Origin of the sequence: Paenalkalicoccus suaedae, assembly GCF_006965545.2 — a bacterium.
Lineage (GTDB): Bacteria > Bacillota > Bacilli > Bacillales > Salisediminibacteriaceae > Paenalkalicoccus > Paenalkalicoccus suaedae.
The window spans coordinates 510,834-526,816 of record NZ_CP041372.2 but is presented as its reverse complement, the minus strand read 5'-3'; the positions used below and the strand labels follow the sequence as shown (position 1 = coordinate 526,816).

General features: G+C 47.0%; 12 protein-coding genes. 5 read left to right on the top strand and 7 right to left on the bottom strand.

Annotated elements, in window-relative coordinates; all coding sequences use genetic code 11:
* Nucleotides 1–340 precede the first annotated feature (340 nt).
* Nucleotides 341–844 (bottom strand): prolipoprotein diacylglyceryl transferase, encoded by a 504-nt coding sequence (locus tag FLK61_RS03135; protein ID WP_176008079.1) that lies wholly within the window; start codon nt 842–844, stop codon nt 341–343.
* A gap of 157 nt (nt 845–1,001) precedes the next feature.
* On the opposite strand from FLK61_RS03135, the gene FLK61_RS03130 reads away from it, so the two are divergent.
* Nucleotides 1,002–2,222, top strand: coding sequence for a YeeE/YedE family protein (locus FLK61_RS03130; RefSeq protein WP_176008078.1), 1,221 nt, complete (start codon nt 1,002–1,004; stop codon nt 2,220–2,222).
* A gap of 306 nt (nt 2,223–2,528) precedes the next feature.
* On the opposite strand, the gene FLK61_RS03125 is transcribed toward FLK61_RS03130, so the two are convergent.
* Entirely contained in the window at nt 2,529–3,536 is a 1,008-nt protein-coding gene (locus FLK61_RS03125) for a S66 family peptidase (RefSeq protein WP_176008077.1), read from the bottom strand.
* Between the two features lie 124 nt (nt 3,537–3,660).
* Between FLK61_RS03125 and FLK61_RS03120 the strand changes: the two genes are divergently transcribed.
* Nucleotides 3,661–4,644, top strand: a complete 984-nt coding sequence (locus FLK61_RS03120; protein ID WP_176008076.1) for a ring-cleaving dioxygenase — start codon at nt 3,661–3,663, stop codon at nt 4,642–4,644.
* A 52-nt stretch (nt 4,645–4,696) separates the two neighbouring features.
* Here the strand turns inward: FLK61_RS03120 and FLK61_RS03115 are convergent, their stop codons facing one another.
* Together FLK61_RS03115 and htpX are read right to left on the bottom strand one after the other, a co-directional pair.
* The gene (locus FLK61_RS03115; protein ID WP_176008075.1) at nt 4,697–5,950 is read right to left on the bottom strand and encodes a transglutaminase-like domain-containing protein; all 1,254 of its coding nucleotides are present in this window, start codon (nt 5,948–5,950) and stop codon (nt 4,697–4,699) included.
* A 211-nt stretch (nt 5,951–6,161) separates the two neighbouring features.
* Nucleotides 6,162–7,079, bottom strand: a complete 918-nt coding sequence (gene htpX, locus FLK61_RS03110) for a protease HtpX (RefSeq protein WP_176008074.1) — start codon at nt 7,077–7,079, stop codon at nt 6,162–6,164.
* 223 nt (nt 7,080–7,302) lie between these two features.
* Here htpX and FLK61_RS03105 point away from each other — a divergent pair, with 223 nt between their 5' ends.
* The 3 genes from FLK61_RS03105 to FLK61_RS03095 all read left to right on the top strand — a co-directional run bounded on the left by FLK61_RS03105 (nt 7,303) and on the right by FLK61_RS03095 (nt 11,773).
* On the top strand, nt 7,303–8,919 hold the full coding sequence (locus FLK61_RS03105; RefSeq protein WP_176008073.1) for a glutathione ABC transporter substrate-binding protein: 1,617 nt from the start codon (nt 7,303–7,305) through the stop codon (nt 8,917–8,919).
* A gap of 1,418 nt (nt 8,920–10,337) precedes the next feature.
* Nucleotides 10,338–11,315, top strand: a complete 978-nt coding sequence (locus FLK61_RS03100) for a Gfo/Idh/MocA family protein (protein ID WP_176008072.1) — start codon at nt 10,338–10,340, stop codon at nt 11,313–11,315.
* Nucleotides 11,316–11,338: 23 nt separating this feature from the next.
* Nucleotides 11,339–11,773 carry a hypothetical protein gene (locus FLK61_RS03095; RefSeq protein WP_176008071.1) on the top strand — a complete coding sequence of 145 codons (435 nt, stop codon included), beginning with the start codon at nt 11,339–11,341 and terminating at the stop codon, nt 11,771–11,773.
* Between the two features lie 469 nt (nt 11,774–12,242).
* Here FLK61_RS03095 and FLK61_RS03090 read toward each other — a convergent pair whose 3' ends face one another.
* From FLK61_RS03090 to FLK61_RS03080, 3 genes are all read right to left on the bottom strand, one after another.
* Complete coding sequence (locus FLK61_RS03090) at nt 12,243–13,361, bottom strand: GntR family transcriptional regulator (protein WP_176008070.1); 1,119 nt, start codon at nt 13,359–13,361, stop codon at nt 12,243–12,245.
* A 471-nt stretch (nt 13,362–13,832) separates the two neighbouring features.
* Nucleotides 13,833–15,344, bottom strand: a complete 1,512-nt coding sequence (arfA, locus tag FLK61_RS03085) for an arabinosylfuranosidase ArfA (protein WP_176008069.1) — start codon at nt 15,342–15,344, stop codon at nt 13,833–13,835.
* Complete coding sequence (locus FLK61_RS03080) at nt 15,341–15,973, bottom strand: YesL family protein (protein ID WP_176008068.1); 633 nt, start codon at nt 15,971–15,973, stop codon at nt 15,341–15,343. Before FLK61_RS03080 ends, arfA begins: the two co-directional genes overlap by 4 nt.
* Between the last annotated feature and the right edge of the window lie 10 nt (nt 15,974–15,983).

Here is a 15,983-nt window from a genome sequence, read left to right as displayed (position 1 = left end):
TTTTCAGAAAATTTTTCTTAATTATATCATAATTGGCTTTCCGAAGTCTTAGATGCATGAACTAATTTTATCTCGTGTACGCGAGAGGTTAATCAAGAGCCATGCTGTCATTGCACGCTTCGCGCTAGTTCAGCTGTTGGTTAATTTCTGGTGATTTGTTGTCATTATGTAAACCCGTTTGAAGAATGTCATAATTGAGTTGCGTTTTGTCATAAATACTTCTGATTTTGTGATAACTGAACGGCATTTTGTCATAACTGAACCAAATCCTGTGATAACTGACCTCCCCCCTGCTCCCACCGTCACACCATACAAAAAAAGCAGCGCACGGGTAGTCGTTCTACCCTTGCGCTGCTTTTTGGTCGGTATCCGTATCCTTGTCATTACTCGTTTCAGTATCAGCCACTCCGGCTGCCTTGTTTTCTCTCGAATCCGACACATCCGTTGCATCTGCCTTCTTCTTCGGCACCTCAGTTACTTCTTCTTCGTAAACGTCGCCGTCCCAGGCTTCAACGTCAAATTGACGTTTGCTCTCTGCTTCGGCTCGTTCTTTTGCGGCAATCATTTCTGCTTCGTATGCGATGACGGCGGCTCGCACCGCTTCCTTGTAGTCTTCTGCTTCAGATAAATACGTGAACTGCCCGGAATGAGCGAATAATTCAACGCGAATCCCTCGTTTGTGTGAGTAGAGATCTGCATTGTATCGCCCTAACTTCCCTTTGATTCCGCGCTTTCTAATCAGCTTGTCCTGTTGCCCACCTGACGTCCTACTAGCTACAAACAGCGTCATCCCAAATAGAATGACGAGAAACACGACTCCAAACAACATAAACATGATGCCCAAAGCTATCGCCTCCTTCCTATTATCCTACCATGATTCGGGGAGAAAATCGTGTTTACAGACTCCTAAAATGGGGCATTTTTTTGACAGATAGTACATAGTGGTAGTACTATTAAGCGTGTTATTCCGATAAGTTAGATATGAATTGGAGGGAATTAGAATGGCAACGACGATTGAATCATCTGCTCCACCTCTAAAGAAGCCACAAATGAAGCTTGTTGTTGGTGGATTAGTTGTAGCTGCACTTTTACTTATTTATCTAATGGCAACACAGGCTGCTATGCATCCGTTATTACTTGTCATTGGTATTTTACTAGGATATACATTATTCCATGCACGCTTTGGATTTACATCAGCGTTCAGACGCATTATGTCGGTTGGTAACGGGCAAGCGGTCCGTTCGCATATGCTCATGCTTGCGATCGCAGTAACATTGTTCGCACCAATCTTAGCATTTGGCATCTCCTTTTTTGATACAGGCACCGCTGGCTTTGTTTCTCCAGTAGGAGTGAGCTTATTAGTTGGGGCATTTATCTTTGGAATCGGCATGCAACTCGGCGGGGGCTGTGCGTCGGGTACATTATATGCCACAGGTAGCGGTCGCACGGTAGCCTTTATCGTGCTACTATTCTTCATCATCGGCTCGACAGTCGGTGCTTACCATTTACCATTCTGGACAGAAGAAATGCCGGCGTTTGAGCCAATCTCGCTTGCAACATCGACTGGCTGGGGCTACGGCGGCGCGTGGGCTGTCTCCATTGCACTATTCGGACTCATCGCATGGATTACGCTCGTTGTAGAACGTCGCAAGAATGCACCAAAAATGGCGCCACTCCCAACTGACTCTGGGTGGAAACGAATTTTCCGTGGCTCATGGCCACTTTTTACTGCAGCTATCGTGCTTGCGGTATTAAATGCATTAACACTCATGACACGCGGCACGCCTTGGGGAATCACATCGGCGTTCGCTCTCTGGGGCTCTAAAGGCGCAGACATGATCGGCTTCGATCCTGCGAGCTGGGGCTATTGGGCCGACCAGCAGCAAGTATTGCAGGCATCGATTTTCTCCGACACAACGACGATTTTAAACTTCGGCGTAATCATCGGGGCCTTCCTTGCATCTGCAGCCGGCGGATTATTCCGCTTCACTAAAATGACAAAGGGCAACGTGTCCGCTTCGGTCATTGGTGGACTCATGATGGGCTACGGTGCTCGTCTTGCGTTCGGTTGTAACATCGGCGCCTACTTCGGCGGTATCGCGTCCTTTAGTGTGCACGGCTATGTGTGGGGGATTCTGGCACTCGCCGGCACCTTCGTCGCTCTCTACTTGCGGCCCCTATTCGGACTCTCCGTCCCCAAACCTAAAGATACCTTTTGTTAACAGAAACGAGGTCCCTTCTTCCGCAGAAGGGGACCTCGTTTTTTTACTATTTCGTTTACATACATGTGAACCAAGTGCCAGATTGCCCTTTATAAGTGGCTCTTGGGCAAATAGATGATTGGGTTTTAAGTGTAATGAGCTTTCATTTAGGTTTATGTGCCTTAATTTAAAGTTATGCGCCTCATCCTGCTTTTATGTTCCGCATTCCCAAGTTATGTTCCATATTCTCAAGTTATGGACGTTGTGCTCAGCGTCCAACCAAAAAAAGAGGACTACACAAGTTGTGCGTCCTCTACAATACAGCTTTTATTCTCTAAATTCCTGTACGATGATGCCTTTTCCGTTTTCTACAGTTACATCAGCGAATGCGCCGTTTATTAGCGTTACTTGCGGTGGCATGTGCCCACAGTCGATGTCGTACAAAACTGGTACCTGCAATTCACTAGCCAGTTCTTCATAGACGAGCTCAATGGTTAAATCTTCTACTGCTTGATTCGCCGAGCTGCGGCCAAACATGATCCCTGAAATGTGATCAAACCAGCCTGCAAGCTTCATTTGCTGGAGACTTCTCCACACATCAGAGGTATTCATATCACAATTTTCAAAGTACCAAAGGATCGATTTCCCACCTAGCTTATCTCGCTGGAACGCCGCAACGTCTCCATAAGGAGTGCCGACTAAATGGTGGATGACGTCGATGCAGCCTCCGAGTAGTCTTCCTTGAACCGAGCTTCCACCGATCGACTTCCACTCGGTTGGCTCGGTTAAATGAAAAATATGAGGCGTTGGATTGTCGAACTGCCACTCTGGCTGGAAATGCTCCGATGAACGTTGGCTGACTGTTTTACCATTGGGCGTCATGAGTACTCGTTCCCACATGGCTGTCGTGCTATCCGTGGTTGACCCGCGAAGGTCGACGAAGTTGGTGCCATGGGCGGTGGCGATTCCTGTGCGCAGGGTGACGGCGAGCAGGAGGACGCTTGTGTCGGAGTACCCGAGTAGCCATGTGTGTGGGATGCGCGCGAAGTCGATGTGCTCGAGCATGCTGATGAGTCGGTGGCCTCCCCACGGCGGTATGACGACTCCCGGCTGTTTGTCTAGGTGGACGTGCAGGGCCTTGGCTCGCTCCGACGCGGGTGCTGCTTGGAGCTCTTTGTGCGTCCAGGCGGTGTCATCAATGTCGACTTGATATCCATCACGTTCGAGCTTTTCCTTTGCCTCTTTGAGAAGAAAATGTAGCTCGGGTGGGACACCGGACGAGACTGCTGTTACGGAGATTTGGTCCTGTTTATGTAGAATTGGGTACGTAATCATCGGTGTTCCTCCTTGTATGTTTTCCTTATCCTACCATAGTGAGCTAGTTCTTTGTACCTTTTTAGGAAAAGGGCTACAATACGGATAGGAATGATGTTATTTCTTACGAGGAGGCTATTTGTTTATGAATGGATTAAAAGGTATTCACCACGTTACGGCAATTACGAGTAGCGCGGAAAAGAACTACGAATTTTTCACGTATGTGCTAGGCATGCGTTTAGTCAAAAAGACGGTTAACCAGGATGATATTCAAACGTACCACCTGTTTTTTGCGGATGATGAAGGAAGCGCAGGGACAGATATGACGTTCTTCGATTTCCCAGGTATTCCAAAAGGTTCTCACGGGACGGATGAGATTTTTAAGACAGGCTTCCGCGTGCCATCTGATGCGGCGCTTGAGTATTGGGTGAAGCGTTTTGACCACTATGAGGTGAAGCATACTGGCATCAAGGAGCGTTTTGGTAAGCAGACGTTGTCGTTCGTAGACTTTGATGAGCAACAGTATCAGCTTGTTTCAGACGAAAAGAATGAAGGAGTACCTGCAGGAAAGCCATGGCAGGATGGACCTGTACCGTTGGAGTTTGCGATCACAGGGCTTGGTCCCATCCACATTCGCACGGCGCACTTTGACTTTTTCCAAGAGGTGTTGGAGAAGGTAATGGAGTTTAAGGAAATCGGCACGGAAGGCTCGATCCACCTATTTGAGGTTGGTGAAGGTGGTAATGGCGCGCAAATTTTATTGGAGAAAAATGTGGTCTTACCTCAGGCACGTCAAGGCTTTGGTACGGTTCACCACGTGGCATTCCGCGTGGAGAATAAAGAAGTACTTGAAGAGTGGATTTCTCGCTTCGGTAAGTTTGGCTTCCAAACGTCAGGCTACGTAAACCGCTTCTACTTTGAATCCATGTACGTAAATGTGGCGCCACAGGTGCTCTTTGAACTCGCAACAGATGGTCCTGGATTTATGGACGACGAGCCATACGAAACGCTCGGCGAAAAGCTGGCGCTTCCGCCAAAGCTTGAGCCACAGCGTGAGCAAATCGAGCAGTACGTGCGCGAGATCGATACGGTTAGAAGTACGAAAACGATTGAAAAAGAGTATTATTAATACGACTAAAAGCGAACAGGCTGATGAGCCTGTTCGCTTTTTTCTACTCTACTTAACTCATTAATACACTCACACTCTGGTAAAACACAAAGCCAGAAAAGAGGAAGAATGGCACCAGCACCGCTGGATGCCCTTCCTGCCTTAGTAGCTTCGCTAAAATAAGCATTGCTCCCGCAAATGATAGAGTTAGCTGATACCAAGGCTCCGGTGGAAAGCTAGTGTCTAAAAACAGTGCCGTTGCACCACTAACAAGCAGCGTTAATACGAGTAACATCGCAAAAACATCTAAAGAAAGCTGCGTGACCCTTCGCTGTCCTTCGTCGCGTACTCGCCAATTACCTAAAAGATCCGGCAACGCTTGCTTCTTCGGCATCTCTTGAAACTGTACATAGCCAGGCTGTAAATAAGGAGCCGTGCTATCATGGGCCTCAAATCCGTACGCAAATTTTTCTATACCAAAGTCCATACGCTCGTAGCCGCACGGAGACATTTGATCGACGTATTCTGGCGTCAGCGGCCAGTTTGCGTCTAAGCTAAACGCGACCCGATTCCCCTCCGAGCTCCCAAAAAATCCGTCGACCTTTGACGGCACGCCCCAAGCCATTGGAGATGTTAATCTGCGATAAGGATTGCGATACATCGCCGGCACGCTCGTATCGACCGGCATCCACCCCACTCCCTCAATAAATACCTCGTTCCACACGTGTGGCTGCATTTTTCGCGCCCAGGCGCCGACTACCGTCCGACAAGGAATTCCGAGCGCGCGACAGTAGGAGGCATATAAAAACGAGAACTCCCCGCAGTCACCGGACTTACGCTTCGCCATGTACCTAGCCCCTCTTTTTTCGGGAGGAAAATGGTAGCGAAACCTGCGCACAAAGTGGTCAAACAAGGCTTTCGCCTGATCGTAATCACTCTGTGCCTCACCGATAATGCCGAGCGCTTCCTCTTTAAACTCCTCGTTAACCGGCTGCATCGCCGACGAGCGCAAATAGAAGGCACGCTCCTCATCTGATAGAGTAGGTGGTCTTTCCATAGGGTTCCCCTCGTGATTGTGCGTACATTTATATAAATCGATGCTGAATGACAGCTCAATCTTTTCACCTGGAGCAAGCTCGACGTAACGGATCGTTTGCCCGTGTAAGGTGGATAGTTGACCAATATCGTTCCCGTCCGTACAGCGAATATTTCGTTGCGTTGTCGTTTCAGGGGGATCCGCCAGCCAATAGTGGACGGTCTCCTTTTGTCGATTCTTAAACGAATAATCGTAGTGCACTGTCTTATAATAGTGCTCTGTCACGTTCATGTCCTATCACCTCATAGTGAGGTTACCTACATATTTGGGAAAAGTTTCATAGACCTCGGCTAATAGTGAAGATTATGGTCGCTTCGTTTTCGGCTTACTTCTCCTGACTTCTGCGTTACTTCCTCCACTTTGTGTACCGTTTCTCAACATGTCCGCGTTACTTCTCTTCAAACAAAGCAAAACACCCTGCGCTGTGCGCAGGGTGTTGACATTACATTTGCTCAAGTCGCTTAATGCGATCGTTTAAGTCTGGGTGAGAAGAGAATAGCTTGGCAATACCGCTGTTCCCATTAATTTTCATCGTTTGAATAGCGGAATCATCCGTATGAGGATTCTTCATGTTAGCGCGCTCCACGTGCTGTTGCAAGGAGCGTAGCGCATGCGCCATTTTGTCGCGCCCAGCAAGGTCCGCTCCGCCTCGGTCCGCGTGATACTCACGGTAACGAGAGAACGCCATCACGACGATACTTCCAAGAATCGAGAATAGAATTTGGAAAACTAGGATCGCGATAAACTGAACAACAAACTGAAGCTCTTCACGTACAAAACGTGACACAATAATCGCTGCAATTCGTGATAAGAATACAACGAATGTGTTCACAACACCTTGTAGTAACGTCATCGTTACCATATCACCATTTGCAACGTGCGCTACTTCGTGTGCAATAACGCCTTCAACCGCGTCATCATCCATGCTGTTAAGTAAACCAGATGAAACTGCAACAAGTGAACGCTTTTTAGAAGGACCAGTTGCAAATGCGTTTACTTCAGGAGAGTTATAAATACCTACCTCTGGCATATGCATAAGACCAGCTGCACGCGAGAGACGGTGTACTTTATCTACAATGCTTTGCTCATAAGGAGATAAATTGTCCTCCGGATTAAGTACCTTGACCTTCATCATTTTCTTTGCGACAAAACGTGAAATCGCAAGCGAGAAGAAGGAACCAGCAAAACCTACAATTAAACTAAATACCCCGAGCGACACGAGGTCAATTCCAAGTCCTGGACCACCCGTGTTAAAGTTACTGCTTAGACCTGTATATGTCGTCAGCAACGTCCACACGACCATGATCGTCGTCAGCACAAGAATGTTCGTTAAAATAAATAAAAATATTCTCTTTCCCATGTTCAACCTCCAACTTCACAAATTGTATACTGCTTCTATTATACACGATTTCACACCCTTACCGGACAGAAAATCGTGAATATTTCGCTAACATCCCGTCACATTTCTTCTATTTTGATTCCTCCAAGATTTTCTGTCCATACAATCCCGACAAAACAACTTGACTTTATCGGGAATTGAGCTATGATAAACAAATACATATTGTTACAAGGGGGAAATACACATGAAAAAATGGCCATTACTACTCGCACCACTTTTACTGGCAGCTTGTGCATCAGAGCCAAATGAAGGCAATGAAGCACCTGCTACAGAGGTGAATGAAACAAATACAAACGACACAACAAACACGAACGACGGTGAAGCAAGCGGAGATACCGAGCTCCTTTTCCACGCAAGCCCCGACGCTCAAACGCTTGATCCACACTTAGGCAACGACCACGCAACGCTAAACGTCGGTCGTACGATTTACGATACGCTCGTTTTCACAGACTCGGAGTTAAACATGCAGATGAGTTTAGCGGAATCCTTTGAAATGGTAGAGGATACACTTTGGGAAGTACAGCTTCGCGAAGGCGTTGAATTCCATGACGGCGCAGCATTTAATGCAGAGACCGTCAAACTAAATATCGAGCGCATGCTTGATCCAGAAATTGGTTCCCCTGTTGCATTCATGTTCGACATGATTGAAGAAGTAGAAGTGATCGATGAGTATACGGTACATCTACACACAGCCTATCCATTTGCACCACTTCCGTCCCACTTCGCTCACCCTGCTGGGAATATGATCAGTCCAGATGCCATTGAAGCAGACTATGCAGCTGTTGAAGAAGGCGAAGTCTACGGTTCTGTTATTGCAACAAACCCAGTAGGAACGGGACCTTTTGTCTTCGAATCCTGGAATCCAGGCGACAACATTGTTGTCTCGAGAAACGATAGCTATTGGAACACGCCATCTGAGCTAAGCGGAATCACATTCCGCGTTGTGCCAGAGGATCTAACTCGTGTGAGCGAACTAGAGGCAGGAAGTGCTCACATCATTTCGCATTTAAACCCGAACGATGTTGATCGCGTAGAAGCTTTAGACAATGCAAAGGTTATTGAGCAACCTAGCGCGAGTTTAGCTTACTTCGGATTCAACGCTGAAGTAGAGCCTTTTAACGATCCAGACGTGCGTCGTGCGATTGCGATGGCGATCGATAAGGACGTTATCGTCGAAGGTACGATGAACGGCGCGGCGTTGCCTGCGGTTGGGCCACTTGCACCACCAGTATTCGGCAGTAGCGATGATATTGAGGCAATCCCATACGACCCAGACGCGGCGCGTGAGCTGTTAGAGGAAGCAGGCTATGGCGACGGAATTGAAGCTGGTCTATGGACGGATGATTCTCGCGTACGTCTTGATGCCGCAGAGATCATTCAAGCTCAGCTTGCTGAAATCGGTGTCGATATCTCGATCGAAGCGATGGAAGTCGGTACTTACTTAGAGGTTGTCGCAGAAGGCAGTCACGAGCTGATGCTCGGATCATGGGGCACGGTAACGGCAGACGCGGACTACGGCTTATATCCGATGTTCCACTCGTCTAACCACGGTAGCACAGGTAACCGCACGTTCTACACAAACGAAGAGGTAGACCAATTGCTTGAAGATGCTCGTAGCGAGTCGGACGAGGAGACTCGTCTAGCGCTTTACCACGATGCGCAACAGCTTATCGTCGATGATGCGCCGATTGTGCCACTATATCATTCGATCCATTTAGCTGGTGCTTTAGAAAATGTGGATAATGTGGCGATCCATCCTAGTAGTTTGTTCTTCTTGAAGGATGTATTGGTTGGGGAGTAACGGTTATCAGAACCTTAGGTTCTCCTTCGCTCTCGGCTGGCGCTTTCCTGAGGGGCTTGTTCAACTATTTCGAGCGGCCAAACGAATGGCCTCTCGAAAGGATTTTCACTGCGCGGAAGGGCTCCTCTAGGAGACGCCACCCTTCGCTCCGGATAACCGAAGGGGAACGGTGTTTTTACAACATCGTTCCTCTTTTTTATAGAAGATCACTAGGCGGAAGCGCGTTGCCTAGCTAGGTTGATAGAACCTTTGGTTCTCCTTCGCTCCTTGCGGAGGAGGAGTCAGCTCTATGAACACCCTACGACATTAGCAGGGTCTGAATCTGAGCCTACTCGTCAGCTGAAGTCGACTGACGTCTCCTTCAAAACGCTTCCTGCGTGGTCTCAGCTGCAGCCTTATCCTGCTAATTGTCTCCGGGCATTCTCCGAGTCTGCCTCCTCCTCTTAAGTTGTTTTATAGGAGGTCAAAAGTAAAGGCTAGGTAAGGTCCTAAGTCCCTGAACAACAAAAGTTCGCCTACTTCTCTATAGAGTAAGGCGAACTTTTGTTGTTTGCACTATTTTAAGGAGGTTACTAGGCCTAGCTCTAAGAACACTTACAGTTTCATAGTAGCAAACCCTGCTCACGGTACATTTCTCTTATATATGGTACATAATTTTTTTATACGGTACATAAATCTCACACAGCGTACATTTCTTAAACAAAGTAAGTCCCAACGTACATTCATTCCGAGTACGGTGCATTTATTTTTTACACGGTACATAAATCTTGAGTACGGTACATAAAAATCTTTATTGCCAAAAAGCCACTTATCTAAAACCATCTTTCAAACAAAAAAGCTTTCCTTCACAAAGAGAAAGGCTCTTTATCTATGTCTTTTTTAAATCAAACGCAGAGGTGGCAGACCCGTAGGACATTCGGAGACAATCCATAGGTGAAAGAGGTCTTTGAGATCCCACAGGAGGCGTTTATGGTAAGGCGACAGCCGCACCATGCCGACGAGGAAGCTCAAAGACCGGCCCTATGGATGTCGTAGAGTGTCTGGAGGGCTGACAGCTCGGAGTGAATCATTTTCCTTTAACGTGAAGCATCAACCGTTAGCCTGAAATCAGTGGGAAAATCACCCACTGTTTTCTAACTGCAAGGCTAACTCAAAAAGCTCGCAAAGAACGCAATCTTTTTGTGATGCTTTTGGACCGTGAAAACGACACGGTCTATGGATGTCGGAGAGTGTCCGGAGGGCTGACAGCTCGGAGTGCAGATTTAAACAAGTTAGCACTTAATCAATCTAGCCCGAAGGGCTGCTCTTGAAAATAGTTGGCACTTAATTAACCTATTTATTTTTTCCATCATTAATAAAGCTCGCAGAGCTTATGATATAATTACCTAAATTAACCACCTAAAAGGAGGCACCCCAACATGAACATCGGAACAATCGGGACCGGATTCATCGTCGATCGCTTCATTGAAGCATCTCACAACGTCCCTCATATGAACGTCACTGCCAGCTTTTCTCGCCAAGAAGAGACCGCAAAAAGCTTTACACATAAACATAATATCGCCAGCTACTACACCGACATCGAGGCGCTCCTTGGCGATACGTCGATTGATGCGATCTACGTCGCGTCGCCAAATAGCCTCCACTATACATATACGGTCCAGGCGCTCGAGCACGGCAAGCACGTGTTTTGCGAGAAGCCTTTTACCTCAAACTCGCGTGAGGCGCAGCACGTCATTGAGCTCGCTAAGGAGCGCAATCTCTTCTTGTTTGAGGCCATCACCACCATTCACCTGCCCAACTACGCGCTCATTCGGGAGCATATCGCGTCGCTCGGACCGATCCGCCTTGTGCAGGCTAACTACAGCCAGTATTCAAGCCGCTATGACAAGTTTTTGGCGGGGGAAACACCGAACGTCTTCAGCCCACATTATTCCGGCGGAGCACTGCAAGACATCAATGTCTACAATCTCCACTTTGTCATTGGACTATTTGGAAAGCCGGAGAGTGTTACTTACGCCGCAAATGTACAAAGGGACATCGACACCTCCGGAATCGCTCTACTTACATACGATGGATATGTAGCTAGCTGCGCTGGAGCAAAGGACACAGCAAGCGATGGCTTCGTTTATATGCAAGGGGAAAAAGGATTTATCCACGTTGTACAAGGTGCCAACGGATGCCGAGAGGTTGTTATCAAAGTCGGCAATAGCGAATCACGCTTAAACGCACAGACAGAGGACAACGTCCTTTACTACGAAATAGCCGCATGGCAAAAATTAATGGCAAACAATGATTTCGATGCTTGCTATAAGCTGCTAGACCACAGTCTACATGTGATGCAAACACTAGAAAAAGCGCGAGCAAGCGCTGGGGTGAGGTTTGAGGGAGACAACTAAATATCCTTTAGGAGGCTAGGAATATGGACTTTATCATGATGATCGTGGTTGGTTTGTTACTTGCCAGTCCAGTGTTGTTTTACTATTTAAAGCTTAAGCAGTTTGCAACGATCAATGCAGTAGTTGTAGTTATATTTTTAATAACATGGGCATTGATGCTAAACGCAATCGATGTAGGAACAATCCTCCCAACTATTATCTGGCCAGCTAGTATAGTAGGGATGCTTCTCTTTTTTACAATTGCGTTTGGTCTTTTTATCAAGCACGTTTTCGCAACTCCAACAAAGCACATTTCCCTAATTGGTGTCTTTGCAGCCGCTGTGACCCTTTTAGCTGTAACCATCATGCACGGTGATAGTAGCACCCTTCTTGATTATAGCCTGCGAGTTTTTGTTCCACTTTTCGTCGGAACATGTTTGCTAACTAGCCTCTTTCAAAAACGGCTGCTCACGATTTAGTGAGCAGTTTTTTTGGATGAGTATAATTGTGAGATACAAGAGATAACAGGATGCTTTGCGTCAAAAAAGGGTGCGTTTGCTTCAATGAGTTGATCGCATGCATCATATCGCCTTTTGTTTGCATCAAGTCATTTTGCTTTGCGTCAGTTGAGAACTCGTTTGCTTCATCGAAATAATGGTATGCACCAAACACAGTGAAAGGTGCGTCAGTTAGGGCTTCGTATGCGTCCGTTCAAATAGGTTTGCATCAAACGACGTGTCTGTTGCGTCACTTGGACCTCCGTATGCGTCAAGCCAATTTTCATGCTTCTAATCGCAGTAAGTTTGCTTCACTCCCCCCTCTCTTCAGTCAAACCCCTTCATCTTGCTTCCAAATTAATGAACCTTGCGCCCTCCTCCCCCCATCCAAAACCAAAAAAAGGAATCAGCCCACGAGCTGATCCCCTTCCACAAGCACTTTCTTATCCAGTTACCTCTTCACTTCCGCCGCACGTCTCTCGCTCGCGGAGTGACGTTTTACTAACGCAGATTCGAATACGACGGACTCGACCTGTTTCTTTTTGTCGACTGTCCCTGTATTTTCGACCATATCAAGTACGGTTTGGGCTGCATCGGCACCTAGCTTCTCCTGCGGGTGTGCGACGGTTGTCAGCTTGATCTCCGATGCAGTCGATAGGTAGGAATTATCAAAGCCAACGATCGAGATATCGCGCGGCACAGAGAGCTTCATCTCGCGCACAACGTCCATGAGTCTAAGAGCGAGCTGATCGTTGTAGCACACAAGCGCCGTTGGGCGGTTGCTCGCATCCTTCAGCTTGCGCCTCAGCTCCTCAACCGGCACCGTGTCTCGCGTCTCTGTCGTATACGTGACAATATTTTGCGGACTCATTGCCGTCCCATGCTCCCGATGCGCCTTGATAAAGCCTTGCATGCGCTTCGTGCCTTGAATATCATCATTTTTGAAAAGACCGATGATTTTTTCGTGCCCAAGCTCAAGTAAATGCTTTGTTTGGAGCCTTCCGCCCTCCACATCATCCATAACAAAGTGAACCGGTTCGAGCTCCTCGTAATAAGCATTAATCATCACATATGGGATTCCCATCCGCTCTATATTTAAGTAGTAGTTGATATTTGGATTCGGCAACGCGCTCTTCGTTGGCTCAATCATGAGACCGTCAAATTGCTGGGACAGTACCGCCTCCAGACACTTCTTCTCTTCTTCATGATCATTATTTGTGCTAAATACGGTGACCTGATAGCCGTTGTCTCGAAACACCTTCTCCGCACCGCGAATAATAGATGGGAAGATGTAGTCGGAGAAATACGTTGTGATCACCGCAATATTTTTGCGATTAGAACGCACTGGCTCTTCTGCGGTTCGATCCGCACAAAACGTCCCGGCACCCTGTTTTTTATAGATCCATCCTTCGTTTACTAGCTCATCTACGGCCTTGCGAATCGTGTGTCGACTCACTCCGTATTCTTGGAGTAACTCATTCTCCGAGCCTACCTTTTCGTGTGGCTGAAAATAGCCTTGCATGATTTTAGATTTAATTTCCGATTTTACATAGCTGTATTTGGTTTTCATCGCCGGATCCCTTCCTTCAGTCATAGCTTCTATACATGTCATGTGTCAGACACACGAACTTAATGTCACTTATGCGTACAACTATAGTTTAGCAGGTATTGGGATTAAATACACGTCCTAAAACGTTTTTTGATAATTTACGTTGATTCTTTTGATAGAAAACCGTACAAGTTTTATTTCATTTGCTCAGGTACTTCTATTTTTTATTTACTTGCATGTGATAGACCTATCTACACGGTAAAATCCTCTTCTTCTGTGTAAAGAAGTAGCACTACCTCATCCATTTTATTCCCTATTTTGCACAACTTACTCTAAATTTCGCACAAAGCGCCGTCAATTTGGTACACCCTACCTTAATTTTCATACAAAGCCTCCTCATTTTCGCACCAAGCCATCACACCCGTTGGCACCACATCAAAACAAGAAAAACAGACAGTAGGCACACTTCTCCCTACTGTCTGTTTCATTTCTCTACTTCTCGACGCGACGCAGACGCACCACGTTCCATGATGCTTTCGCAAGCTTCACTTGAAGCGTTGTGCCTTCAAATGTATAATCAGAAGCCTTTACTGGCTTCACTTTTTCACCATTTATAGAATTAGCTGCTTTTAGGTCAGGGTTCGACATAACAAGGTGCTCATGTACCTCATACCCCTCAAAGTCCTGCAGAGAATAATGCGTTAAAACATCCTCCTCTAAGTGACGGTTAAGGGCAAAAATCGTTAGCTCTTCCTGCTCTTCATTGTATACGACAGCAGAGTCCGTGTAAGGGACATCTGTAAAGTCCTTCGTATCAAATTTAGGTGACGTCGCTACTGTATGAAGGGACGTTCCTCGTCCATAAACGGACGCGTGCATATATGGATAGTAAATCGTTTGCTTCCACGAGCCACCACCGTTTTCGGTCACGATTGGAGCAATAACGTTCACGAGCTGCGCAAGACAGGCCATCTTAATACGGTCCGCATGCTTTAAAAACGTAATCAGAATTCCGCCGACTAAGAGCGCGTCCTCCATATTGTAACGATCCTCTAGCTGAGGTGGCGCTGTTTGCCATCTCTCTAGCTTTTTGTCGTCTTCGTTAGAGTGGTACCAGACGTTCCACTCATCAAAGCTTAGCATCATCGTTTTTTTACTGCGCTTCTTTGCCTTCAAATAATCACATACAGAGGTAACTGTGTTAATAAAGTGCTCAAGCTCCATTGTGCTTGCTAAGTAATTTTGTGAATCGTTATCACGGTTGCCAAAGTATTGGTGCAAGGAAATATAGTCGGCAATTTCATACGTGTGCTCAAGCGTGACTGCCTCCCATTCTGGGAATGTCGCCATACCGGATCCGGAGCTCCCACATGTAACGAGCTCAATAGATGGATCCACCTGTTTCATTGCTTTTCCACTCTCTGCTGCTAAGCGACCGTATTCCACCGCCGTTTTTTGTCCAATTTGCCAGTCTCCGTCCATTTCATTCCCTAGACACCACGTTTTAATATTGTGCGCCGCCTCGTAACCGTGCTCACGACGTTTGTCGCTCCAGTACGATCCCGCTGGATGGTTACAGTACTCAACGAGGTTTCTCGCCGCGTCAATACCACGAGTCCCTAAGTTAATCGCCATCATGACCTCAGAGCCTACCTTATTAGCAAAGTCGACGAATTCGTTTGTACCGAATTGATTCGTCTCGATCACTTGCCATGCAAGCTCGAGTCTTCTAGGACGCTCCGATTTTGGACCTACGCCATCCTCCCAGTTGTAGGCGGACACCATATTACCACCAGGATAGCGAATGATCGGCACCTGAAGATCCGAAATCAGCGAGATCACGTCCCGACGAAATCCTTGCTCATCGGCTTCAGGGTGATCCGGCTCAAAAATACCGCCGTAGACCGCGCGCCCCATATGCTCGATAAAGGAGCCGTAAATCCGCTCATCAATTTCCCCGATCACTGCGCGTTTATCTAGCATTACATTTGCTTGTTTCGTCATGTTAATTGCCTCCCTGTTTGCTTCAATTGTTGTTTATCGTAGAGTCGATCAATCGAACGTGTGATGAACCATGCGAGTAGGTATGCAAGCACACTCCCTGAGAAAAAGAGGATAAGCGCCGGAAAGGCCAGAGATAGATAAACGCCTCCCCAAAGCACGGCCGCCAGACCAACTGCTACATGGAGTTTTCCTAAAATAAATTGCATGGTGACACGAAACGTACTTTTAAGGTCTCCCTCGTAGTAGCTCCAGATTGGAAAGATCGTCACTACCGTAAGAACGTATAGAGTAACGATAAGGAGAAAGGCGATCACAACAAGTAGAGGCATCTCTCCACCTAACGTGGCAAGGAGCTGATAGTTGGTATATAAAACAGCTCCAACTGCTGCAAGTAACCACCCAGCTACGTTCGCTCGCCAAAAACCTTGCTTATAAGAGGCTAAAAACGATTTCACAACTGGCGTTTCGCCCCCATCATTCAGCCACTTTTGCACGGTTGCAAACAATACGTAGGTGGCTGGAAATAGCCCTAGTACAACAAGTCCCATCAGTGTCGCTAAAATCCATATGAGATTTAGCCCCGCAAAGCGAGTAATGACACGGAGCATCTCTTCTACCTTCGCTGTCATGACCCCTCAC

Excerpts from the sequence above, each read along its gene's own strand:
- FLK61_RS03115 (WP_176008075.1), bottom strand. The coding sequence starts at position 5,950 with ATGAACGTGACAGAGCACTATTATAAGACAGTGCACTACGATTATTCG.
- FLK61_RS03105 (WP_176008073.1), top strand. The coding sequence starts at position 7,303 with ATGAAAAAATGGCCATTACTACTCGCACCACTTTTACTGGCAGCTTGT.
- FLK61_RS03130 (WP_176008078.1), top strand. The coding sequence starts at position 1,002 with ATGGCAACGACGATTGAATCATCTGCTCCACCTCTAAAGAAGCCACAA.
- FLK61_RS03090 (WP_176008070.1), bottom strand. The coding sequence starts at position 13,361 with ATGAAAACCAAATACAGCTATGTAAAATCGGAAATTAAATCTAAAATC.
- arfA (WP_176008069.1), bottom strand. The coding sequence starts at position 15,344 with ATGACGAAACAAGCAAATGTAATGCTAGATAAACGCGCAGTGATCGGG.
- FLK61_RS03125 (WP_176008077.1), bottom strand. The coding sequence starts at position 3,536 with ATGATTACGTACCCAATTCTACATAAACAGGACCAAATCTCCGTAACA.
- FLK61_RS03120 (WP_176008076.1), top strand. The coding sequence starts at position 3,661 with ATGAATGGATTAAAAGGTATTCACCACGTTACGGCAATTACGAGTAGC.
- htpX (WP_176008074.1), bottom strand. The coding sequence starts at position 7,079 with ATGGGAAAGAGAATATTTTTATTTATTTTAACGAACATTCTTGTGCTG.
- FLK61_RS03100 (WP_176008072.1), top strand. The coding sequence starts at position 10,338 with ATGAACATCGGAACAATCGGGACCGGATTCATCGTCGATCGCTTCATT.
- FLK61_RS03095 (WP_176008071.1), top strand. The coding sequence starts at position 11,339 with ATGGACTTTATCATGATGATCGTGGTTGGTTTGTTACTTGCCAGTCCA.
- FLK61_RS03080 (WP_176008068.1), bottom strand. The coding sequence starts at position 15,973 with ATGACAGCGAAGGTAGAAGAGATGCTCCGTGTCATTACTCGCTTTGCG.